The sequence below is a fragment of the Pseudomonas sp. BIGb0558 genome (genome assembly GCF_024807515.1).
GTDB lineage: Bacteria > Pseudomonadota > Gammaproteobacteria > Pseudomonadales > Pseudomonadaceae > Aquipseudomonas > Aquipseudomonas yamanorum_A.
Map to the genome: position 1 here is coordinate 18,934 of NZ_JANUEW010000013.1, position 21,877 is coordinate 40,810.

Consider the following 21,877-nt stretch of genomic DNA (forward strand, 5'->3'; position numbering starts at 1 on the left):
AGAGCTATACCGGAATCACTGGCCGGATAAGGCGAACAATCCCATGAACAAACTTGAGCTGCTGCGCACCTTCGTGCGCGTCACCGAATTGTCGAGCTTCACCCAGGCGGGCGAGAGCCTGGGCCTGCCGCGCTCGACGGTGTCGGAGCATGTACAGGCGCTGGAAGAACTGCTGGGCGCGCGCCTGTTGCAGCGCACCACGCGCAAGGTCCAGGCGACTCAGGATGGCCGCGTGCTGTACGAGCGCAGCAAGGATTTGCTGTCCCATATGGAAGAGCTGGAAGGCTTGTTTCGCCAGGATGAGGCGCAGTTGGCGGGGCGAATCCGGGTGGACATGCCCAACGTCATGGCCCGCGAACTGATCCTGCCGCGCCTGCCGGAATTCATGGACCTGCACCCGCTGATCGAGCTGGAAATCAGCAGCACCGACCGCCAGGTTGATCTGCTGGCGGAGGGCTTCGACTGCGTATTGCGCGTGGGTGCACAGCCGGACCAGTCGGTGGTAGCCCGGTTGTTGTGCAGCATGCCGATGATCAACTGCGCCAGTGCTGCGTACCTGAAGCGCCATGGGGTACCCAAGACGCTCGCTGATTTGGCTCACCATCAACTGGTGCATTACGTACGGCCGCTGGGCTCACGTTCGCCAGGGTTTGAATACGTGCAAGGCAACAAGGTGCACCGGCTTCCCATGGCCGGGCGCGTCACGGTCAACAGCACCGACGCTTACCGGGCGGCGTGCATCGGTGGCTTTGGCCTGACCCAGGTGCCGGCCCTGGGCATTCACGATCAACTGGCCAGCGGCGAGTTGGTGGCGGTACTGCCGGACTATCCGGCGCCGGCACTGGACGTGTCCCTGCTGTACGCGGGCCAACGGCATTTGCCGCTGCGGGTGCGAGTGTTCATGGACTGGCTGGCCGCCACCTTGCAGGCCGCGCTTAACGCCGGGCAGACAACTGCTGCGGCGCCAGGAACGCATCGTGGAAGTAATCCCGAAACGCCTGCATCGCCGGGGTGAAGTCACGCTCGCGGTGCCAGGCCAGGCCGACGCTCATGGGCGTGACCTTGTCCGTCACGCTCACGGTTTCGATGCGCTTGCCTTCCAGTGACCAGGGGCGATGCACCAGGTCCGACAAAATCGCCACGCCGCTGCCGTTGGCGACCATGCTGCGCACCGCCTCCACCGAACTGGTGCGCAGCCGCACCCTGGGCGTTTGCCCGGCCTGTTCCCAATAGCGCATGGCGCTTTGTTCGGCTTCATCGACAGTGAGGAAAATGTACGGCTCCCGGGCCACGTCCGCGAGGCTGACGGCCGGGCGTTCGCACAACGGGTGATGGCTGGGCAGCCACAGGCGGCGCTCGGAGTTGAAGAGGATTTCCGAGACGATATCCGGGTGAGTGAGGTTGGCGGTGAGCACCACGGCCATGTCGAACTGGCCGTTGAGCAGGCCGTGTTCGATGGCCTGGCGTTCCTGTTCGAAGACCTCGATGGTCACGTCCGGGTGCCAGTGTTCCATGCGCTGCAAGTGGTGCGGCAGGAAGTAGCCGAGCACGGTGTAGCTGGCCGCCACCCGCAGTACGCCGCTGGCGCGGTAGTCGGGCAACGGGCTGTTCAGGGCATCGTCGACGCTGCGCACAATCACATAGGCGCGGTTCAGAAAATGCCGCCCGGCGTCGGTCAGGCTCATGCCCTGGGCCGAGCGCACAAACAGCTGCGCGCCGAGCATCGCTTCCAGCTCCTTGATCGCGGTGGTTACCGCCGATTGGGAGATGTTCAGGTGAATCGCCGCCTGGGAGATCTGGCCGATTTCGGCGGTGGCGACGAAGTAACGGATTTGGCGCAGGGTCAGGGACATGTCGGGTATCTGATTTTCAGAAGATGACCCATCTGATAATAGATCTTCCCAAGGGGTCAAGCCGCAGCCTAATTTCCATGGCATGAACTTCAACGGAGCGACCCCGATGCAGGCAGTGGATTTCAACTCAGACATGGGCGAAGGCTTCGGCCCCTGGACCATCGGCGACGGCGTCGACAGTGAACTGATGGCCTACATCAGCTCGGCCAATATCGCCACCGGCTTCCACGCCGGCGACCCGGGCACCATGCGCCGTACCGTCGAGCGCGCCAAGCAGTTGGGCGTGGCGATTGGTGCGCACCCGGGCTTTCGTGACCTGGTGGGTTTTGGCCGTCGCCACATCAATGCCCCGGCCCAGGAACTGGTGGACGACATGCTCTATCAGCTCGGCGCCCTGCGGGAAATCGCCCGGGCCCAGGGCCTGACGCTGCAACACATCAAACCCCACGGCGCGCTCTACATGCACTTGGCCCGGGACGAAGAGGCGGCACGCTTGCTGGTGGAAAACCTGCAACGCCTGGAGCCCACGTTGTTGCTGTATTGCATGCCCAATTCGGTGATCTGGCGGATCGCCAAGGAACTGGGCCAGCCGGTGGTGCGGGAGTTTTACGCCGACCGTGAGTACGATCTGTCGGGCTCCATCGTGTTTACCCGCAATGTGCGGGCGCTGGACCCTGCGACGGTGGCGGCGCGGGTGCTGCGGGCGTGTCAGACCGGGCTGGTGCGTACCGTCGAAGGCGAGGACCTGTTTATCGAATTCGATTCCATCTGCCTGCACAGCGACACCCCCGGCGCCCTTGAATTGGTGGAAGCTACCCGTGAAGCGCTGGACCAGGCGGGGATTGAAGTGCACACACCTCGCTGACCGACACCGGTGCCCAGACACCGGGTCTGACTGATTTTTTGCCTGCCTTTCTACAATGATTCCAAGAGGAACAGACATGGCCGAATCTTCCCCGATCCGCTACAGCTTTGGCGGTGATGAGCACCTGTTTGCCGAGGTCAGCGAGAGCATGTCCCTGGAGGCTTTCTTCAAGGGCATGGCCGTCACCCGTGCGGTGGAGCGCCTGGCCCTGGACGGTGTGCTGGACGTGTGCCTGGCGAATGCCTCGTTCCAGATCCGCTTCGACCCGGACCGCATCGCGCCCCATGTGCTGCTCGACGCGGTGCAAAGCGCCGAAGCTCTGGCCGTGGCCGAACGCACCTTGCACACCCGCATCATCGAAATCCCGGTGCTGTACAACGACCCCTGGACCCATGAAACCTTGATGCGTTTTCGCGACCGTCATCAAGACCCCACCGGTACCGACCTGGAGTACGCAGCGCGGATCAACGGCCTGGCGGATGTGGAGGCGTTTATTGCGGCCCACAGTGGCGCGCCGTGGTTTGTCTCGATGGTGGGGTTTGTGGCGGGCCTGCCGTTCATGTTCCAGATGGTGGAGCGCGAGCGGCAGTTGCAGGTGCCCAAGTACCTGCGCCCGCGCACCGACACGCCAAAACTGACCCTCGGCCACGGTGGTTGCTTCGGCTGTATCTACTCGGTACGCGGCGCCGGCGGTTACCAGATGTTCGGCGTCACCCCGGCACCGATCTACGACCCTCAGCAGCAGTTGGCGTACCTCAAGGAACACATGGTGTTCTTCCGCCCGGGCGACATCGTGCAGTTCAAACCCATGGACCGCGACGCCTATGACCTGGCCGTGGCAGAAGTGGACGCGGGGCGTTTCGACCTGCGCATCCGCCCGGTGGAATTTTCCCTCGATGCTTTTCTCGCCGACCCCATCGGTTATCCGAAAACCCTGCAGGAGGCGCTGGCATGATCAAGGTACTCAAACCCGGCCTCGCCACCTCGGTGCAGGACCTTGGCCGTGAAGGTTATTACCACCTGGGCATCCCGCCGTCCGGCGCGCTGGACCAATATGCATTGAGCGCGGCCAACCACCTGGTGGGCAACCCGGCCGGCGCCGCCGGGCTGGAATGCACGTTGATCGGGCCGGAGCTGGAATTTCAGCAGGACGCCCTGGTGGCGTTGTGCGGCGCCTTGATGTCGCCGCGCCTGGACGGGGTAGTGGTGCATCAGGACACCGCGTTTCAAGTGCGTGCCGGGCAAGTATTGCGCTTCGAATTTCCCAAGGCCGGTGCGCGGACTTACCTGGCGGTGGCCGGTGGCATTGATGTGCCGCTGGTGTTGGGCAGCCGCTCTACTTACACCCTTGGCGCCTTGGGCGGTTTTCAGGGGCGGCGGTTGGTGGAGGGTGATGAGCTGCCTGTGGGTGAGGCCAGCGGCAAAGGCCGGGCGGGCAATAGCTTGCCCATGGCGTTGCGCCAATCGGTGGGCGGCGACGTGACGCTGCGAGTGGTGCCGGGGTTGTATTACGAGCGACTGACGCCCGGAGCAAAAACCAGTTTCTTTGCCGAGCCCTGGACAGTCGGTTCGGAAGCGGACCGCATCGGCTATCGATTCAAGGGCGGCAGTGCCTTGAGTTTTCAGCCACGGGAGCAGCCGTTTGGTGCCGGGTCGGATCCGTCGAACATCGTCGACAGTTGCTACCCGATCGGCTCGATCCAGGTGCCGGCCGGGCTGGAGCCGATCGTGCTGCATCGGGACGCGGTGTCGGGTGGCGGCTACGCGATGATTGGCACGGTGATCAGTGCCGATCTGGACCTGATCGGGCAGATGCAGCCGAACCAGCGAGCGGGGTTTGTGGCGGTGACGCTGGAGCAAGCGCTGGAGGCGCGGCGGGTGTACAAGAAGCGGCTGAAGCTGATGGGCGGGTTGTTCAATAGCTGAAAACACCGCCGAACCCACTGTGAGAACAGGCTTGTGTGGGAGCTGGCTTGCCTGCGATAGCATCACCTTGGTGTAACTGATACACCGCGGCGCCAGCATCGCGGGCAAGCCCGGCTCCCACACAAGCCACCTCCCACATTTTCATCGGGTTGTGTCAGAACAACTTGGTAAACAACCAATACAAGCTACCCGACAGCAAAATCGCCGCCGGCAACGTCAGCACCCAGGCCATCAGCAAATTGCGGATGGTCTTCATCTGCAAACCCGCCCCGTTCGCCACCATGGTCCCGGCTACGCCCGACGACAGCACATGGGTGGTGGACACCGGCAAGCCATACATGTCCGCCGCGCCGATGGTCAGCATCGCCACCATCTCCGCCGATGCGCCCTGGGCGTAGGTCAGGTGGGTCTTGCCGATCTTCTCGCCCACCGTCACCACGATACGTTTCCAGCCGACCATGGTCCCAAGGCCGAGGGCGATGGCCACGGCGATCTTGACCCACAACGGGATAAACCGCGTGGCGCTGTCAATCTGTTGCTTGAACAGTTGCAGCTTGTTCTGGGTGTCGGCGTCAAAGTTACCGACCTTGCCCTTGTCCATCAGGCGAATGGTTTCGCTGGTCAGGTACATGTCGTTACGCACGTTGCCCACCGCTTCCACCGGTACAGCAGCGAGGGAGCCGTAGCTCTTCACTTCTTCGCCGATATGCCCGGTGATGGCGGCGAGGGCGGGCACCAGTTCCGGCGTGGCTTCCTTGGTGCGCACATAGGTCGACAAGGTGGCACGGGAATCGGCCGGTGCCAGTTGCGGGGCGCTTTTCACCAGGGCCGCCTGGGTGACTTCGGCCACGGCGGCGAACTGCAAGGATTCACCGGCCGGCATGGTGCGGTTCAGCGCGTAGGCCATCGGCAGGGTGCCCACCAGGATCAACATGATCAGGCCCATGCCTTTCTGCCCGTCGTTGGAACCGTGGGCGAACGACACACCGGTGCAGGTGGCGATCAACATGCCACGAATCCACCAAGGCGGCGGGGTGTCGCCTTTTGGCGCCTTGTACAGTGCACGGTTTTTCACGAAGGCCCGCAACGCCAGCAACAGCAAGGCGGCGAAGGCGAAGCCGATCAGTGGCGACAGCAGCAGTGCATAACCAATCTTGATCGCCTGGCCCCAGTCGACGCCGCTGGTGCCGTCACGCCCGTGCATCAATGCGTTGGCCACGCCGACGCCGATGATCGAGCCGATCAGGGTGTGGGACGACGACGCCGGCAAACCCAGCCACCAGGTGCCGAGGTTCCACAGGATTGCGGCGATCAACAGCGCGAAGATCATCGCAAAACCGGCGGAGGAGCCGACCTGCAAAATCAACTCCACCGGCAGCAGCGCGATGATGCCGAACGCCACCGCGCCGCTGGACAGCAGCACCCCGAGGAAGTTGAAAAAGCCCGACCACACCACCGCGAAATGCGGCGGCAGCGAGTTGGTGTAGATCACCGTGGCCACGGCGTTGGCGGTGTCGTGGAAGCCGTTGACGAACTCGAAACCCAGGGCGATCAACAGCGCCACACCCAGCAGCAGGAACGGGGTCCAGGTGGTGACCACGGTGCCCAGTTCGTGCATGTCGTGCATCAGGCTGTAGGCGGTGAACAGCAGGCCCATGGCGAGTACGGCGAAGAAAATGATCACCGTCACAAGGCCGGGTTTCTTGTCCAGGCGCGGTTTGGGGTCGGTGGTGGAGGAGGCGGTCAGGGAAGGGGTGGCCATGCCGGAGCATCCAGTGTTGAGGAAGGATATCCGTCATGATCATTGCAAAATGTTACAGAGATGCTGCGGTAAATCAGTGTTTAAGAAGTTGGGATGGCCGCCGGTCTACAAAACACCGCCTATCAAATGTGGGAGCTGGCTTGCCTGCGATAGCGGTGGTGACTGACACACCGCTATCGCAGGCAAGCCAGCTCCCACATTTGATTGCATTTCAGCTCTAGTAATCCCCGCGCTTGCGAAACGCCCAGCGCCCGGCAATCAACGTGAACGTGGCCACCAGCGCCACCAGAATCCAGAAGCCCTCGGGGTCCGTAGAAAGCGGCACGCCACCCACGTTCATGCCAAAAAAACCGGCGATGATATTGATCGGCAGCGCCAGCACCGTGACCACCGTCAGGGTAAACAGCGTGCGGTTGCTTTGCTCGTTGAGGTTGGCGGCGATTTCTTCCTGCAGCAGTTTGATCCGCTCCCCAAGCGCCGTCAGGTCGTTGATGATCAGCGCAAATTCCTCGGTGGATTTGCGCAATTCCTTAACGTCTTCCTTCTGCAACCATTGCGGTGGGCGGTTGAGCAGCCGCAGCAACGAGCCGGGCTCCAGTGCCAGCAGCCGTTGCAGGCGCACCAGCACCCGGCGCGCGGCGCCCAGTTCGGCACGGTTGGTGGACAGCCGCGACGACAGCAACTGGTCTTCGATCTGGTCGACGCTCAGGCTGGTCTTGCGCACGATCTGCGTCAGCACCTCGCCCTGGTCCCGCAGCAAATGCACCAGCAATTCCAGAGGCGAACGAAACTGCTCACCGGCCTTGACCGACGAGCGCAGCTTGTCCACCGAGTGCAGCGGTTGCAGGCGGGCGCTGACCAGCAGCCGGCTGCGGGCGCAGACCCACAAGGTGGAGATGTCGGAAGACACCATGCTGCTGAAGTTGAACACCACGTCGTTAACCACCGCCAGCAAGGCCGAGTCCACGTGTTCGATACGGGTGGAGCGCGAGCCTTCGTGCAAGGCTTCGAAGAACTCGGCCGGCAGTTCCAGGTGCGCCTGCATCCAGCGCTCGCAGGCGGCGTGGGCCAGGTTCAAATGCAGCCAGAGGAATTCTTCGGGGTCACCGGGTTGCTGCAAGGCCGCCAGGGCGGTGGCTGAGTCAATCTGCTCGCCCTTTTCACCGGGGCGAAAACGAAAACCGTAAAGCAAGCCAAACAGGTCAGGGTCCTGGTGGCCGTGGTCGATGCTGTGGTTCATGGAGGCTCGCAGGGAAAGTGCCTGTAGGAGATTTCGCAGGTTCACTTGCGTGCATCATGGCGACTGGATTTGACGGTTTTGTGACAGTTTGAACAGGGCGGGGAATGCCTTGGGGCACGCCTACCTGTGAACTTTGACAGTAGACGCGGTTTTTTTATTGGCGTCCGATGGGGCTGCCAGTTCCTGAACCCTGCGGAGGCCATTCAAATGGACGATCGTGAGCTACCCATAATCGAGATACCTTCTTCGACCCCCAATAAATATGGCGTCACCGTGCACCTGGATGATTTTAAACACTTGACGATCCACTTCGCTGCCCAAGAGGTTCCATGGGGCACTTTCTTCACGCTCTACAACACGGGTTACCCGATTCATCAGTTGCTCTTGGTCGGGGGTGAGACCCTGCCCACTGAGTATGTGATCAAGTGCTATGACCTGAGGTGCGGTTGGCAGCAGCTCTACTACACCTTTCAACTGGGGATCGGCGACCTGCGAACCTCCAAAAAGTTGAACGTACTGGCCAAGCACGCCTAGCCTGCCAGGTTATTGCTCCGCCGCGGCCGACAAGCTGAACGTGAACACAGTGCCCTGTGTCTCGCTGGAGACGACGCCCAACGTTCCGCCATGGGCATCGGCAATCTGTTTGACGATGTACAACCCCAGGCCCAGCCCGGCCTGGGGCAGGGCGCCGGTCGGTCGGGAGTAGGGCTGGAACAGCAGTGGCATGGCCTGGTCACTGATCAGCCCACGGTTTTTCACCGTCAGTTCGAAGGTGCCGGCGTTGACCTGGGCGCTGACTTCCACCGGCCCTTCGGGGTTGCCGTGGCTGATGGCATTGGCCACCAGGTTGGAGAGCAATTGCGCCAGCCGTTCGCGGTCGCCGCGTACGCCGTCGAGGTTGCCGATGCGGGCGTGGATCAGCCGTGTTGGGTGCACGTGCTGCACCTCGTCCACCACATGCTGCAAGGTGTCTTCCAGCCCGGAGCATTCACCGATGTTCACCGGGATGCCGCTGCCCATGCGCCCGCGGGCAAAGTCCAGTACATCTTCCACCAACTGCGAGGCCCGGCGGCCGCTGGCGAGCATGTGCCGTACCAGGACGTCGGTGGCCGGGTCCGGGTGTTTGCGCAACAGGCGCTCGGCACCGACGTTGATCGCGAACAGCGGGTTGCGCAGGTCGTGGCCAAGCACGGCGATGAACTGTTCACGCAGCTCGGCGGTTTCGCGCTCCTGCTGCAAGTCGGCCTCGGTTTGTTGCAGGCTTTCCTCGGCTTCGATTTGCAGCGACAGCACCCGGGCGAACGACTCCATGGTGGACTGGATGGTGCTGCTGCGCAGTTGCGCCGGGTTCGGGTCCAGGGCGCAGATGGTGCCGAAGAAACGCCCGTCGGTGCGGAACACCGGCACCGAGATGTAGCTTTCAAAGTGGTAGATGCGCGGGGTGTGGTGGTCGCGGTACAGCGGGTCTTCGCTGGCCTTGTCGATCACGATCGAGACGTGGGAGCCGCGAATTTCGTGGCACAGGGTGGTGGTCAGGTCCAGCTCGCCGCCGACCGGCAGGCCGAAGTCCAGGCGGTCGCGCACGGCGCAGGCGGTCCAGGAGTCATCGGTGACCCGGGCCACGGCGGCAAACCGCAGGCCGGTCATTTCGCTGATCACCTGGAGGATGGCGGGTACAGCACTGATTCGGCCAATGGTGGCAATGTCGGCGGCTTTTTGCCCCATGGCGAACGGTCTCGATCCTGATGCTGCTGGCGTTGTGCCTTGGCTGATGGTTGGGATTCTAGCGAGCTTGGCGGCACAAGGTACAAATTCGTTCACGGTAATTAGACTATTTGCTCTTCCGGGCGACGAGCGCGCATGAAAAAGCCGCGCGGCCCTTGGGGCGGCGCGGCTTTTGGGTGATTCAACTTATTTGTCTTGCTTGTTTTCCAGCACTTCGCCGGTCTTGGCATCCAGCTTCACGTCCCACTTCACGTTGCTGGTGTCACGCAGTTCGGTCTCGTAGACCAGGCGGCCGGCTTTGTCTTCCAGTTCGGTATCGACAATGGTGGCGCCCGGGTGCTGGGCCACGGCCTTGGCGTTGAGTTTTTCGAAATCCATGATGGCGCCGGATTTGAGCAGGCTTGGAATCTGGTCCGGGCGAACGTCTGCCTGGGCCAAACCAGCGGTGAGGGTCAGGGCGGCAGCGGCGAACAGGGCAGTGATGGTTTTCATGGTGTGATCCTTTGGGGTGAGCTGTTTAAGTGGGATCAGGTTAACCAGCGCAACTTAATTCACCCTTAAATTGCGCCGTTTGTTCAATCGGCCGCGAAGGCGGGGTTTCATGCTGGCGTCTCAATTATGGGAGACACAGATGAAACGGTTAATGACCTGGGTCTATGGGCCCGTGTTCTGGGTGGGGTTTATCGGTTGGGCGCTTTGGCTGGTGCAGGTGGACGCGCCGCAATGGCTGGGTCTGGTGTTCGTCACGGCGGTGGTGGTGTCGTTTATCGCCGAAGGGTGGATGCCTTATGAGCCTCAATGGAATCGTAACCAGGGGGATCGTCGGCGGGACACGATTCATGCACTGGTCAATGAAAGCCTCAATGCGGTGGGCCTGTTGAGCTTGCCCGTGTTGACCGCGCTACTGGCTTTCGACGGTGTATGGCCGCGCGCCTGGCCACTTTGGGAGCAGTTGCTGCTGGCGATCTTCATTGCCGATGCGGGCATCACCCTGATGCATTACGCCAGTCACCGGGTCGCCGCCTTGTGGCGCCTGCATGCGGTGCATCACAGCGTGCAACGGCTGTACGGCTTTAATGGTTTGATGAAGCACCCGTTGCACCAGATGCTGGAAGCCACGGCCGGGTTGGCGCCGTTGATCCTGCTGGGCATTCCCACGGATGTGGCGCTGCTGTTGGCCCTGGCGATTGCCATTCAACTGCTGTTGCAGCACTCCAATGTGGACATGCGCCTTGGGCCGCTGCGCTGGGTGTTTGCCTGGGCGCCGGTGCACCGTTTTCATCACATGAAGTATGGCCGGGCAGGGGATGTGAATTTCGGCTTGTTTTTCAACCTGTGGGATTGGCTGTTGGGCACCGCGTTTTACCGCCAGGACTATCGAATGGGCCAGGGCGACCTGGGGATTGGCAGCCGGCCGGACTTTCCGCGGGATTATGTGGCGCAGTTGTGTGATCCATTCAAAACGGTGCGGTTGAGCAAGGAGCCGCCGGTTCCCGTCGAGCTAGTCCAGGATGCGCACATGCAGGTTGCGCAACGATGCCCCGGCGGTGACGCCGAATAGTTGCTTCATGGTCCGGGAAAAATGCGCCGAATCGGCAAACCCGGCGCCATGGGCGGCCTCGGTCAAGGTGCCGCCGCCGAGTGCCAGCCCCAATGCCACACGCAAACGTCGCCACAGCACCAGGCGACGTACCGGCAGGCCCAACTGGTTGGCGAACAAACGCTCCAGCTGGCTCAACGAAACGTGTGCGGCCTGGGCCAGGGCGTGGGCCGAGACCTTGCCGCTCAGTTGCTGGTCCAGCGCCAGCAATGCGCGTTCCACGCGGGCATCTTCCTGGGCGCGTCTGGGCAACTGCCGCAATGTGCGGTCGAGTGCTTCAAGGGACAGTTCGCTGTCGGCCAGGGCGGTTTGCAAAGAGGCAAAATCAAACGCGCCGGGCTCGGCATACAGCATCAACACCTCACCGTCGGTGTGGAGGATGGCGTGGGGCATTCTTGAGGGGATAAACAGGCGATGGGCCGTGGTTACACGGCCATCGAGGCTGGCCGTGATCGGCCCGCCCGGGGAGAACATCAACTGATGGGCATAGTGTGCATGGGGCGCGGTATGCCCCGCCATGCCCTGGATCAGCCCGTAGTCAGGCCCCAGCCACAGGCGACCTGACCATTCGGGCGGCACTCAGTAACCGTTGTCCTGCAGCAGGTCGGCCACACTCGAGGACGGCCAGCGCTTGTAGTACTTCAGCAGTTCGGCGGCGCGGTTGGTGAAGATGCCATCGACGCCGGCCTTCATCACCTTGTCGAAGTCCACCGGCTCATCCACGGTGTACACGTGCACCAGCAGGCCCTTGTCGTGGGTCAACTGGTTCATCTCGGGTTTGACCAGGTCGGAATAGCTCTGGTCGCCCAGGTTGGTCAACTGTGCCGATGGGCCGGTACCGATGGCGCCCAGGCTCTTGGCCTCGTCGATCCATTTTTCGAACTCGGCGGCGTCTTTCGGTTCTTGCTTGGCGTAGTAGGCGGCTTTGCTCGGCTCGCCGGATTCGGCGAAGGTCACCTTGGATTTCGGCTCGATACTGCCTTCACCCACCCACAACAGCAGGATTTTCGGGGTGTTGGGCATCTCTTTTTGCAGTTCTTTCAGGCTGTCCTTCTCAAAGGTTTGCAGCACCACGCGGCCCTTGCCCTGGCCGACGCCGATGTTTTTCTGGGCCTGGTTGGAACCGGTGGAGCTCAGCCAGCCTTTATCCAGCAGCTTGTTCTTGAGGTCGGCTTCGATACCCGGGAATTGCTTCGGCTCTTTGGTTTCGATGTACAGGCCGGGTTTGTGCTGCGGGTTGCCTTCGGCGATCTTGATGATTTCGTCCAGGCTCAGGATTTTCAAGCCGACGAAGCCAGGGCGGGCGCGGTCCGGGTAGGCGGCGTTGAACCAGCTGCCGGCGTCCAGGGTTTTAAGCTCGGCCCAGGTGAATTCGTTGGCCGGGCTGTCTTTGCGCTCGGGGAACTTGGTGGCGACGTCGGTGGTGCGCTGCAGGTTGTTGTCATGCAGGGCGAAGAGTACGCCGTCCTTGCTGCGTTGCAGGTCCATTTCCAGGTAGTCGGCACCCAGGTCGCGCGCGACTTTGTAGGCGGCTGCGGTGGATTCCGGAGCGTCGTAGGACGCGCCACGGTGGGCAATCACGGCAGGGTGCGGGATGCCTTCGTTGGTCGCGAGTTCGGTAGGGCTGATCGGGCTTGCCGCCTGCGCCTGGCCAAGGCCCAGCATCAGGGCCAGCAGCAGGGCACTCTTGGTAAACGTGACAGGCATATGCGAAGTCCTTTCGTGGAGGTAACTTTGAGAAGGGCTCCTTTTTAACAATTGCATGCGAATGGCGCTATCACCAAACCGACATTAACGTGTTCACGGGCCATTTTTCTGCGCTTTTGTGCTGTGCTATGCAGTACTCTTGCCCTCAGCTGCCCCATCAGAGGGCAGATTTTTCTGCCACGCGTGTAAACCATCTTTCCAGTCCAAGTAGGACTTTTCAGTGAGGTTTACCATGCGCATCACCTCCGAGCTTATCTGCCAGGCCGCCGACCAACTCCACGGTTTTGTCGGCCTGAACCGCAAGACCGGCCAGTACATCGTACGTTTCAGCGAAGATTCCTTCGGCATGGACGTGGCTGATGACGGCATCATCCCCACCGCCGAATTTGTCTGGCAGCCGGTTGACGCGCAGGCCATGACCTTGTCCCGCGAGCGGGTCCAATTGTTGCTGGACCAGAATATCGACGACCGCATCAACATCACGGAGCCGCTGCGGGTGTACATGCGCCGGGTGGAAATTCCACAGATCAGTGCGGTGCGCAGTCTGGTCAGTTGAGTGGCGCATAGCCCTGCGGCTGGAGCGCTTTTTGTGGCTAGGGAGCTTGCTGTGGCAGTGTGGCGAGAGAGCTTCTGTGGCGAGGGAGCTTGCTCCCGCTGGAGTGCGCAGCGCTCCCAAGATTTTGGGGCCGCTTCGCAGCCCAGCGGGAGCAAGCTCCCTCGCCACAGAAGCTCCCTCACTACAGCAAGCTCCCTCACTACAGCAAGCACCCTCACTACAGCAAGCTCTCTCCCCACAGAAGCTCCCTTGTCCAAATTGGGTGTTTTACACAGGTTGATGTTTCAGCGCTCGAACGCGTAAGACCGCTCCACCTTGCACACCCGTGTATGGCACGCCGAGTACCAGGTGGAGCGCCCCTGTTCGCGCACCTGGGTGTGTTCGGCGTGTTGCTTCCAGGCCAGGATCGCGGCTTCGTTGCTCCAGTAGGACACGGTGATGCCCAGCCCATCGTCCCCACGCGCCGATTCCACGCCGAGAAATCCCGGCTGTTGCCGGGCCAGCTCCAACATGCGGTCGGCCGCTTGCCCGTAACCGTTGTCGCCTTCAGTGCGCAACGAACTGAATACCACGGCGTAATACGGTGGCGCAGGCGTCTTGGCGATCATGCGCACGCCCTCAGCAACGCAATGGCCAGTGGCGGAATAACGCCCTTGAGTGCCGCACGTTCCGGCTGGAACAGGGTGGCGACAAAAAACGGATGGTCCAGCAATTCCACTGCCCGCAGGTCGCCCGCCGAGTCATGGCCGCTGGCGATCAGGCCGGCCTCCAGCAACGCGCTTTCGAAGTCAGGGTTGATGCCATAACGGCAACGGTAGCCTTCATGGACATCGAGTGTGCCGTAGGCCTCGGCGATGCGGGTAAAGGCCATCAAGCGGATGGTGTCTGTCGCTTCCACCAGGGCACAGGTCAGGGGCGTGAGCACCGCGCGTGGCGAGTCGGGGGCCAGTTCGCCATGTTCGGCGTCGGCCCAGCCCAGCACGTTGCGGGCATATTCCAGCACCGCGTGTTGAAATCCGCCGCAGGTGCCGAGGAAAGGACGACGTTGTTCGCGGGCATAACGGATGGCCAGCAGGGCGCCGTCGAGGTCGCGGTAGGGGCTGGCGGGGACACACCAGAAGCCGTCGTAATGCTGCAATTGTTCGGTGGATTTGATCGTGTCGGTGGCCAGCCAGTCGAACCGCACCGTCAGGCCCAGCGCCTCGCCGGCCTGTTGCAACGCCAGGGGAATGGCCTGATGGGCCGTGACTTGGGCATCGTAGTCGCCGATCAAGGCCAGGTGCAGGGTGGTTTTATTCATTGCGGGTATCCGTGGCTTGTTGAGTCCTGGCGCGCACTATAGATTGGCGCTCACGCAATCAATATTGGCGTTAATACACATGCTCAATGCAGCAACGCACTATCAAATTGATTACCCCGACCTTTCGCTGATCCTCGCGCTGGTGCGTGGCGGCACGCTCGCCCGGGCGGCGGCGTTGTTGCGGGTGGATGTGTCTACGGTGTTTCGCGCGGTGCGACGGCTGGAGAAGGCGCTGGGCCAGACACTGTTTGAAAAAAGCCGCGCTGGCTACCTGCCCACCACCTTGGCCACCACCCTCGCCGGGCAGGCCGAACGTGCCGAACAGGCGCTGGAGGCCGCGCGCGTGGGCGTGGAGCAGGGCGGTGAAGTGATCAGCGGCACGGTGCGCCTGACGTGTACGGATTCGGTGTTGCAGTCACTGTTATTGCCGGCCCTGGCGCAGTTCATGCCCGGTTACCCGGCGCTGACTCTGGAGCTGAGCACCTCCAATGACTTTGCCAACCTCAGCCGCCGCGATGCGGATATCGCCTTGCGCCTGACCAAGGCACCGCCCGAACATCTGGTAGGACGTTGCCTGGGCACGGTGTCGTATCGGGTGTGTGCCAGTGCCGATTATGCCCGCCAGCATGCGGGCGCGGAGCTGGATGCCTTGAGCTGGATTGCGCCGGATGACTTCCTGCCGGATCACCCCACCGTCACCTGGCGGCGCCAGCACTTGCCGGGGGTGATGCCTGCCTATCGCTGCAACAGCATGGTGTCGGTGACCGAACTGGTGCGCGCGGGGCTCGGCGTAGCGGCGTTGCCGGATTACCTGCTGGGCGCGGGCCTGCACCCGCTGAGCCCGCCGTTGGTGGGGCACGACACGGCCCTGTGGCTGCTGACGCGCCCCGACTGCCGGGCGTTGCGCTCGGTGGTGACGTTGTTTGATCAGTTGGGCCAGCATGTGCGCTTGCCGGCGCACCCACTGTAGGAGCTGGCTTGCCTGCGATAGCGGTGTATCAGCCACCCATGTACTGGCTGACCCACCGCTATCGCAGGCAAGCCAGCTCCTACAGTGGATAGGTGGCAGGGTCAGGTCTTGCGGACGAAGTGGTCATGCATTTCGCTGGTCAGCCCTTCGATGCGTTCGGTCAGTTGCTTGGTCATCTCGGTGAGCTTGGTGTTCTGCTCCAGCAGTTCCAGCAGTTGCTTGGTGGTCTGCGCCGCCTGGGCCTGGCGTTCGGTGTTAGCCACAGCCAGGGCTTCACGGTGCTGGGCGTCGGCGTCGGACTGGGCCTTGTCCCTTGCGGCCTGGCGGGTCTGGGCCAGCAGGATCAACGGCGCGGCGTAGGCCGATTGCAGGCTGAACGCCAGGTTCAAGAGGATGAATGGGTACACGTCAAAATGCGTGACGCCGGTTATGTTGAGTACCACCCACAGAACCACAATCGCCGTTTGCGCCCCGAGGAAGGTCGGGGTGCCAAAGAAGCGCGCAAAGGCTTCGGCTTTCAGCGCAAACGTATCGTTGCCAAAGGTCGGCGCGAGGTGGGCGTGTTTGCGGTGAAAGCGCAGGTGATCAACCTTGGCTTCTGTTTTCTCTTGGGTCATGGCGGGCTCGAATCTGTGGCGTAAGACAAGCCACCACTATAGACCGAGCCCTCCACCCGGCACATGAAGAAGCCTGTCGCTTACCTGTTGCCCCGTTCATTGGCAAACGCACTGACGGCCTGCACCGCCTCGCTGGTGCCTTCGCGAATCTGCAGGATCACCGTGCCGGCCTGGTTGGCCAGCTCTACGCCCTGTGCGGCGCGGTCCCGGGTGCCGTCCATGCTGTCGATGGCCTGGCGGGTTTCGCTCTGGATCATCTCGATCATCGAGGAAATCTCCGCCGTTGAACCGCTGGTGCGCGCCGCCAGTTGCCGCACTTCGTCGGCCACCACCGCAAACCCGCGGCCTTGCTCACCGGCCCGCGCGGCTTCGATGGCCGCGTTCAACGCCAGCAGGTTGGTCTGGTCGGCAATCCCGCGAATGGTGTTGACGATGGCGGTGATCTGTTGCGAACGCTCGCCCAGCTTGGCGATCAGCGCGGAAGAACCGTCGATATTGGCGGCAATCTCGCGCATGCCCGTGGCGGTCTGCTGGATCACTTCGGCGCCTTTTTCGGCGATGTCCCGGGTTTGCAGCGAGATGTGATAGGCCTGGGTCGCGCTGTGTGCATCAGCGGCGTGTTTCTCCACCATGGCCGTGACGTCGGAGGCGTATTTCACCACCTTGCACAGGCGCCCGCTGGCGTCGTACACCGGGTTGTAGTTGGCTTCCAGCCACAGGACCTGGCCGTTTTTGTCGATACGTTCGAACTGGCCGTTGAACAGCTCACCCTGGTTCAGCCGCTGCCAGAAATCGCTGTAGGCGCTGCTGTTGGCCAGTTCGGGTTTGCAGAACATGCGGTGATGTTTGCCCTGGACCTGCGCCAGGGTGTAGCCCATGCGATGCAGGAAGTTCTGGTTGGCGCTGATGATGGTGCCGTCGAGGTTGAACTCGATCACCGCCATGGCGCGGTCGATGGCCTGCAACTTGGCGTTGGCTTCGCTCTCGGCCTGCATTTTCGGGGTGACGTCCATGGCGTACTTCACCACTTTCACCACGTTGCCGGATGCGTCGCGCACCGGGTTGTAGCTGGCCTCCAGCCAGATCGGCTGGCCGGCGCCGGTCACTCGTTCGAAGGTGCCCGACTGGAACTGGCCATTGCGCAGGTGCGTCCACAGCTGGCCGTACTCGGCGCTGCGGGCAAAGGCCGGGGTGCAGAACAGGCGATGGGACTGGCCCACGACCTGGTCGGCGGTGTAGCCCATGGCCTTGAGGAAATTTTCGTTGGCCCGAAGGACAGTGCCTTGCAGGTCGAATTCGATCACGGCCATGGAGCGGTCGATGGCGTCGAGAAGGCCGGCTTGCTGGGTGATTGTGGCTTGCAAGGTACTGATGGTTTTTTTATGGGCGTTGAATAGCATGGTCGTGTGCTCGGGGGAAGCAAGCGTCAGGGATATCCATGGGGGCGCCTGCCACCGTAGGGCTCAAGCCTACGGCAAACGTGCTCATTGCCAGCTTCCTTGTGCGGGCAGAAGGGTGGAACAGCGGATTCAGAGTCGTATGGCCGGCAAGAAGTTCTACGACGGCCGACCAATGGCGGCATTATGCTATCGGTCGGTGCCGCCTGCGTTTAATTCAGACGAGTAGTCGCGGGCGGGATTCAGGCGGTGTGGGCGACCATGTAGTCGCTGATATTGACCCGGTTACGACCGGTGTCTTTGGCGGCATACAGGGCCCGATCCGCTGCGTTGAGCCACATGGCCGCGTCGCTGAAGGCGGGCTGGAACGAAGCCAGGCCAATGCTCAGGCTGACCCGCAGCTCGGGGATTTCCGGATTACGGTAGTTGCTGAACACTTCGCGCATGCGCTCCATGACCTGCGCAGCCTGTTCCAGGGGCATGTCCGGAAGAATTACACAGAACTCATCGCCGCCATAACGCCCCGCCAGGTCGTTTTCCCGCAGGTTGCGTCGCAGCTCCAGGCTCAGTTGGCGCAATACCTGGTCACCGATGATGTGCCCGTAGCTGTCATTGATCTGCTTGAAGTGGTCGATGTCGATCAGCGCGATGGTGGCGTGGACCTGCTGTTGCTGGCACTTGTGAAACTTCAGGTGCAGCAGGTCTTTCCACGAACCGTGGTTGAGCAGGCCGGTGAGGCTGTCGGTGCGGCTCAGGGCACTCAGGGCGCGTTTGTGTTCCGACAGTTTGATCGCCAGGCGGTAGCAGACCATGCCCAGGGCCATGGGATACAGAGTCAGCATCGGCAGGCAGGCGTAGACCTGGACCAGGCTGACGTCGGGGTTGAAGGTGATCCCGAACAACAGCCAGGACACGCCGACGCCCACCCCTTGCGCCACGACGCCATGGAGGAACAGGCGTTTGCCGCCGGCGGCGACGTTGTTCATGGTCATCATCGACAGGATGGTCACGGCCGTCAGGGGCGTGAACTGGGTGGTGGCCGCCCAGAACCCGCCGAGCAGCGAGTCGTACAGCAGGTTTCTTCGTTCTGCCTTGTAGGGGAAGTCGGAGCGAGAGGAGAGTTGATACGCCAGGTGCGCCCAGCCAAAACCATTGAACAGCAGCAACGCCCACACCCAGCCTGGCATGTGCAGTGGGTAAAGCGCAGCGATGACACTGATGCAGCCGATGCCCAGGCCGATGATCCTTGGCCTGTAGATACGTCTGGCAAATGACAGCCCTTTGCCTGGTTGGTTTTCCATAAATTCCTGGGTCGATTTTTCTTTTGCAGGTACGGCAGCACACGTGATCGGGAAAACCACTGGTCGGATAATACGTGTGAATATTGTCAGTTATTCGCGTAGGAATAATCAGTGTCCTTCGAGGCCATTTGCAAAGGACACACGGCAAATCCGTCAAAAAATGACCTGGGATGTCGTTCCTGCAACAGGTCAGTGCTGCGGCGCGACCTCATAGCCCGCCAGGAACAGGTCGATGGCCGACTCAATAACGTTCGCCTGGGCATCGGCATCCAGGGTGGGCTGGCCCAGGGTTATCTGTGGCCAGAAGGCGAAGGCCTTGAGCAGGCTTTGCACCTGATGGGCGGCGAAGCACGGGTCGGTGCAGCTCAGCCGGCCGTCTTCCTGGGCGGCGCGTACCCACTGGGTGAAGCCTTCTTCACGCATGCTCAGGCGGTTGACCATGTCCTGGGCGCGTTCCGGCGAGTGGATGGTGGCGGCAATCGCCACCCGGGCCAGGTCGAGGAAGTTGGCGTCCGACATCATGGTCATCTTGGCTTGCAGCAGCCCGCGCAGTTGCTCACGCAGCGGGCGGTCACTGGCGTAGCTGACGTCCAGTTGCGCAACGCTGCTGGCCCACAGTTGATGCAGGATCTCGGCGAACAGCTCTTCCTTGCTCGGGAAGTGGTTGTACACCGTGCGCTTGGAAACCCCGGCGGTGGCAGCGATCTTGTCCATGCTGGTGACCTCGAAACCGTTGTCGCGAAACTCGGCGATGGCGGCTGCCACGATGGCTTCGCGTTTACGGTCGGTGAGGCGCAGGGGTACAGTCATGGGAGGATTCGGCTCTGAAGGGAAACTTACACTCGGTAGTTTACTTGCTCCCGGTTTTGTTGCAATCTAGAAACTACACTGTGCAGTGTAATTTTTAGAGCAGTCTGCAGGAGTTCCTCGGTAATGGCCACGATCTCAACCCGTCTCGACAGTTCTTCTACAGCGCCCAAGTCTTCCGAACAGCATCAAGGTCACTTCACCAACCAGAAGCCCATCCAGCATGGCGGCTTGGGCAAGACCCTGGGCATCATGTGGAAGATGCTCTTCCAGAAGCCTCGCAGCACGCGGCCGGTGGGTGAGATCCCGGTGCAGCCGCTGACCCGCGAGCAACTGTTTGCCGCCCCCGACCACAGCGTTTTCCGCCTCGGGCACTCCACTGTGCTGCTGAAAATGCGCGGCAAGTTCTGGCTGACCGACCCGGTGTTCGCCGAGCGCGCATCGCCGTTCAGTTGGGCCGGCCCCAAGCGTTTCCATCAGCCACCGATCAGCCTGGAGGAGCTGCCGCCGATCGAGGCGGTGATCCTTTCCCACAATCACTACGACCACCTGGACCACAAGGCGGTGGTGCAACTGGCGGACAAGACCCGCTACTTCCTCGCGCCGCTGGGTGTGGGCGATACGCTGGTCAAGTGGGGTGTGGACGCCAGCAAGGTGCGGCAACTGGACTGGTGGCAGGGCACCGAAGTCGACGGGATTCGTTTTGTCGCAACACCGGCCCAGCACTTCTCCGGGCGCGGCCTGTTCGATGGCAACCAGACGTTGTGGTGTTCGTGGGTGATGATCGATGGTCCGCGGCGGATTTTCTTCAGCGGTGATACCGGTTATTTCGACGGCTTCAAGCGCATTGGCGAGCAGTACGGTCCGTTCGATCTGACGCTGATGGAAACCGGTGCCTACAACGTCGACTGGCCCCACGTTCACATGCAGCCGGAAGAAACCCTGCAGGCGCACATCGACTTGAAAGGCCGCTGGCTGCTGCCGATCCACAACGGCACGTTCGACCTGGCGTTTCACGCATGGCATGAACCCTTCGACCGCATCATGGCACTGGCCTGGGAGCGTAACGTGTCGATCACCACGCCGCCGATGGGCCAGGCGTTCATGCTCAATCAACCGGAACGCGGGCAGGCGTGGTGGTTGGAAGTCGAGCATCAAGGCAGCGAAGAGCGCGTCAGCGGGTAATGGCCGTTTGATCCTGATGCCAGGGTTTTAAAACGAGCCAGTGCCAGCCATTTCCGACAGACACCCACCCCGTTAAAGGGATGCAATCACGCCTCGAAAACCCAATTCGAGGCGTGGGAGTGTATGGACGACAAGAGTAGGAAGGTCACGGCATCGGGCGCGCCGTGCCTGTTCAAGCAGCCCGTCTCGGGGGAGAGTCCTGGTCCCCCGTCCTGCGCACCAACCGCTGGCAAGGGCGTTGTGTTTGGCGGTAAGGCGGCGGGTGCGATCACCGACTCGTCCCCTCCCCAGGGCGGCCTGGAGTTTGGCATCTCCAGTGGATACGGCCCAAGGTTCGACATCCCCGGTCCCATGATGCACACCGTGCGCGATGCCTCGTTATCACTGATCGCCCTCAGCGGCGTCGATCCCCAGGGGCCAGTGATGGTGGAGATCCCGCCGGTCGCCGACGCCGGTCATCTGAGACATACACCGTCGTTGGCAGGCAGCCGTATTGGCTTTGCCAGCGAGTATGTTGCGGGTGGTGTTCGGGAAACGATCAGGCACAGCGCGCACTTTGTCCTGGTACTGAACGCACTGCGCGCCGCCGGTGCGCAGTTGGTGGCCGTGACTGCACGGGTGGCGGACGACACGCGCCATTTCACCCTGGACCCGGGCAACGAAATTAATGATCGGGTCACGGAAAATCGTCTGGATGGGGTGGTGGCGGATGCGCACAGTGCCACTTTTGAGCAAGCATCCGCCGCGGGCAACCCAAGCTTTTGCGTGCCCGCCGGGATGGACGCCGAAGGGGTTGCGAGGGTTGTCTGGTTTTATGGCGCGCACTGGGCGGGTGATCGCCTGGCCGCGTTGGTACGAGGTTGCCGACAGGTTTTGGAGCACCTTGAAATGCCTACTCCGTATCGCGAGTGATCGTACGCGGCGGTAAGAGTTACCCCCGAGTCATTGAATGATTCGCCTCTTAGACTGAGGCCGGGATATCTACAGGTATCCCCAACATTCAGACAGGCAGGGGAGCTGTTTATGATCGGACCAGGTTTGGGCGCGGTATGGGGAGCAGGTCTTT

23 protein-coding genes are annotated in these 21,877 nt (G+C 61.9%); 10 read left to right on the forward strand and 13 right to left on the reverse strand.

Going from position 1 to position 21,877, the window contains the following annotated elements; translation table 11 throughout:
- Positions 1-43: 43 nt before the first annotated feature.
- Positions 44-1,015, forward strand: a complete 972-nt coding sequence (locus tag M2400_RS17120) for a LysR family transcriptional regulator (RefSeq protein ID WP_177042862.1) — start codon at positions 44-46, stop codon at positions 1,013-1,015.
- Here M2400_RS17120 and M2400_RS17125 read toward each other — a convergent pair.
- Entirely contained in the window at positions 936-1,853 is a 918-nt protein-coding gene (locus M2400_RS17125; RefSeq protein WP_177042863.1) for a LysR family transcriptional regulator, read from the reverse strand. The two genes, M2400_RS17120 and M2400_RS17125, sit on opposite strands and share 80 nt — an antisense overlap.
- A gap of 106 nt (positions 1,854-1,959) precedes the next feature.
- Between M2400_RS17125 and M2400_RS17130 the strand changes: the two genes are divergently transcribed.
- The 3 genes from M2400_RS17130 (at position 1,960) to M2400_RS17140 (ending at position 4,644) form a co-directional block, all read left to right on the forward strand.
- Entirely contained in the window at positions 1,960-2,718 is a 759-nt protein-coding gene (locus M2400_RS17130; RefSeq protein WP_177042864.1) for a 5-oxoprolinase subunit PxpA, read from the forward strand.
- A gap of 76 nt (positions 2,719-2,794) precedes the next feature.
- The gene (locus tag M2400_RS17135; RefSeq protein ID WP_010169810.1) at positions 2,795-3,673 is read left to right on the forward strand and encodes an allophanate hydrolase subunit 1; all 879 of its coding nucleotides are present in this window, start codon (positions 2,795-2,797) and stop codon (positions 3,671-3,673) included.
- Complete coding sequence (locus M2400_RS17140; protein WP_177113741.1) at positions 3,670-4,644, forward strand: biotin-dependent carboxyltransferase family protein; 975 nt, start codon at positions 3,670-3,672, stop codon at positions 4,642-4,644. The genes M2400_RS17135 and M2400_RS17140 overlap by 4 nt, the downstream gene beginning before the upstream one ends.
- Positions 4,645-4,798: 154 nt before the next feature.
- Here the strand turns inward: M2400_RS17140 and M2400_RS17145 are convergent, their stop codons facing one another.
- Together M2400_RS17145 and M2400_RS17150 are read right to left on the reverse strand one after the other, a co-directional pair.
- Positions 4,799-6,406, reverse strand: a complete 1,608-nt coding sequence (locus tag M2400_RS17145; protein ID WP_259200601.1) for an inorganic phosphate transporter — start codon at positions 6,404-6,406, stop codon at positions 4,799-4,801.
- Between the two features lie 217 nt (positions 6,407-6,623).
- On the reverse strand, positions 6,624-7,646 hold the full coding sequence (locus M2400_RS17150; RefSeq protein ID WP_177042868.1) for a transporter: 1,023 nt from the start codon (positions 7,644-7,646) through the stop codon (positions 6,624-6,626).
- Between the two features lie 207 nt (positions 7,647-7,853).
- Here M2400_RS17150 and M2400_RS17155 point away from each other — a divergent pair, with 207 nt between their 5' ends.
- Positions 7,854-8,180: a hypothetical protein gene (locus M2400_RS17155; protein ID WP_259200599.1), complete on the forward strand. Its 327-nt coding sequence runs from the start codon at positions 7,854-7,856 to the stop codon at positions 8,178-8,180.
- A 9-nt stretch (positions 8,181-8,189) separates the two neighbouring features.
- Here M2400_RS17155 and M2400_RS17160 read toward each other — a convergent pair whose 3' ends face one another.
- Both M2400_RS17160 and M2400_RS17165 read right to left on the reverse strand, forming a co-directional pair.
- Positions 8,190-9,371 (reverse strand): GAF domain-containing sensor histidine kinase, encoded by a 1,182-nt coding sequence (locus M2400_RS17160; protein ID WP_259200597.1) that lies wholly within the window; start codon positions 9,369-9,371, stop codon positions 8,190-8,192.
- A gap of 186 nt (positions 9,372-9,557) precedes the next feature.
- Positions 9,558-9,863, reverse strand: a complete 306-nt coding sequence (locus M2400_RS17165; protein ID WP_177042870.1) for a PepSY domain-containing protein — start codon at positions 9,861-9,863, stop codon at positions 9,558-9,560.
- Positions 9,864-10,002: 139 nt separating this feature from the next.
- Between M2400_RS17165 and M2400_RS17170 the strand changes: the two genes are divergently transcribed.
- The gene (locus M2400_RS17170; RefSeq protein WP_259200582.1) at positions 10,003-10,932 is read left to right on the forward strand and encodes a sterol desaturase family protein; all 930 of its coding nucleotides are present in this window, start codon (positions 10,003-10,005) and stop codon (positions 10,930-10,932) included.
- On the opposite strand, the gene M2400_RS17175 is transcribed toward M2400_RS17170, so the two are convergent.
- Positions 10,873-11,550 carry an AraC family transcriptional regulator gene (locus M2400_RS17175; protein ID WP_259200580.1) on the reverse strand — a complete coding sequence of 226 codons (678 nt, stop codon included), beginning with the start codon at positions 11,548-11,550 and terminating at the stop codon, positions 10,873-10,875. The two genes, M2400_RS17170 and M2400_RS17175, sit on opposite strands and share 60 nt — an antisense overlap.
- Positions 11,551-12,678, reverse strand: coding sequence for a glycerophosphodiester phosphodiesterase (locus tag M2400_RS17180; RefSeq protein ID WP_177042873.1), 1,128 nt, complete (start codon positions 12,676-12,678; stop codon positions 11,551-11,553). It lies immediately after the preceding gene.
- A gap of 232 nt (positions 12,679-12,910) precedes the next feature.
- On the opposite strand from M2400_RS17180, the gene M2400_RS17185 reads away from it, so the two are divergent.
- A complete protein-coding gene (locus M2400_RS17185; protein WP_177042874.1) occupies positions 12,911-13,234 on the forward strand; it encodes a DUF2025 family protein in 324 nt (107 codons plus the stop codon).
- 284 nt (positions 13,235-13,518) lie between these two features.
- Here the strand turns inward: M2400_RS17185 and M2400_RS17190 are convergent, their stop codons facing one another.
- Together M2400_RS17190 and M2400_RS17195 are read right to left on the reverse strand one after the other, a co-directional pair.
- Positions 13,519-13,842, reverse strand: a complete 324-nt coding sequence (locus M2400_RS17190) for an antibiotic biosynthesis monooxygenase (protein ID WP_177042875.1) — start codon at positions 13,840-13,842, stop codon at positions 13,519-13,521.
- Positions 13,839-14,534, reverse strand: coding sequence for a CTP synthase (locus M2400_RS17195; protein WP_259200577.1), 696 nt, complete (start codon positions 14,532-14,534; stop codon positions 13,839-13,841). The genes M2400_RS17190 and M2400_RS17195 overlap by 4 nt, the downstream gene beginning before the upstream one ends.
- Positions 14,535-14,613: 79 nt before the next feature.
- Between M2400_RS17195 and M2400_RS17200 the strand changes: the two genes are divergently transcribed.
- A complete protein-coding gene (locus M2400_RS17200) occupies positions 14,614-15,504 on the forward strand; it encodes a LysR family transcriptional regulator (protein ID WP_177042877.1) in 891 nt (296 codons plus the stop codon).
- A gap of 101 nt (positions 15,505-15,605) precedes the next feature.
- Here the strand turns inward: M2400_RS17200 and M2400_RS17205 are convergent, their stop codons facing one another.
- The 4 genes from M2400_RS17205 to M2400_RS17220 all read right to left on the reverse strand — a co-directional run bounded on the left by M2400_RS17205 (position 15,606) and on the right by M2400_RS17220 (position 19,629).
- Positions 15,606-16,121 (reverse strand): DUF1003 domain-containing protein, encoded by a 516-nt coding sequence (locus M2400_RS17205; protein WP_177078631.1) that lies wholly within the window; start codon positions 16,119-16,121, stop codon positions 15,606-15,608.
- Between the two features lie 80 nt (positions 16,122-16,201).
- Positions 16,202-17,521, reverse strand: a complete 1,320-nt coding sequence (locus M2400_RS17210; protein WP_177042879.1) for a PAS domain-containing methyl-accepting chemotaxis protein — start codon at positions 17,519-17,521, stop codon at positions 16,202-16,204.
- A 239-nt stretch (positions 17,522-17,760) separates the two neighbouring features.
- Entirely contained in the window at positions 17,761-18,819 is a 1,059-nt protein-coding gene (locus M2400_RS17215; RefSeq protein ID WP_177131090.1) for a diguanylate cyclase, read from the reverse strand.
- Between the two features lie 189 nt (positions 18,820-19,008).
- Positions 19,009-19,629 (reverse strand): TetR/AcrR family transcriptional regulator, encoded by a 621-nt coding sequence (locus M2400_RS17220; RefSeq protein WP_177078629.1) that lies wholly within the window; start codon positions 19,627-19,629, stop codon positions 19,009-19,011.
- A 123-nt stretch (positions 19,630-19,752) separates the two neighbouring features.
- On the opposite strand from M2400_RS17220, the gene M2400_RS17225 reads away from it, so the two are divergent.
- Positions 19,753-20,811 carry an MBL fold metallo-hydrolase gene (locus M2400_RS17225; protein ID WP_177078628.1) on the forward strand — a complete coding sequence of 353 codons (1,059 nt, stop codon included), beginning with the start codon at positions 19,753-19,755 and terminating at the stop codon, positions 20,809-20,811.
- Positions 20,812-20,934: 123 nt separating this feature from the next.
- Positions 20,935-21,723 carry a hypothetical protein gene (locus tag M2400_RS17230; RefSeq protein WP_177042883.1) on the forward strand — a complete coding sequence of 263 codons (789 nt, stop codon included), beginning with the start codon at positions 20,935-20,937 and terminating at the stop codon, positions 21,721-21,723.
- The last annotated feature ends 154 nt before the right edge of the window (positions 21,724-21,877 follow it).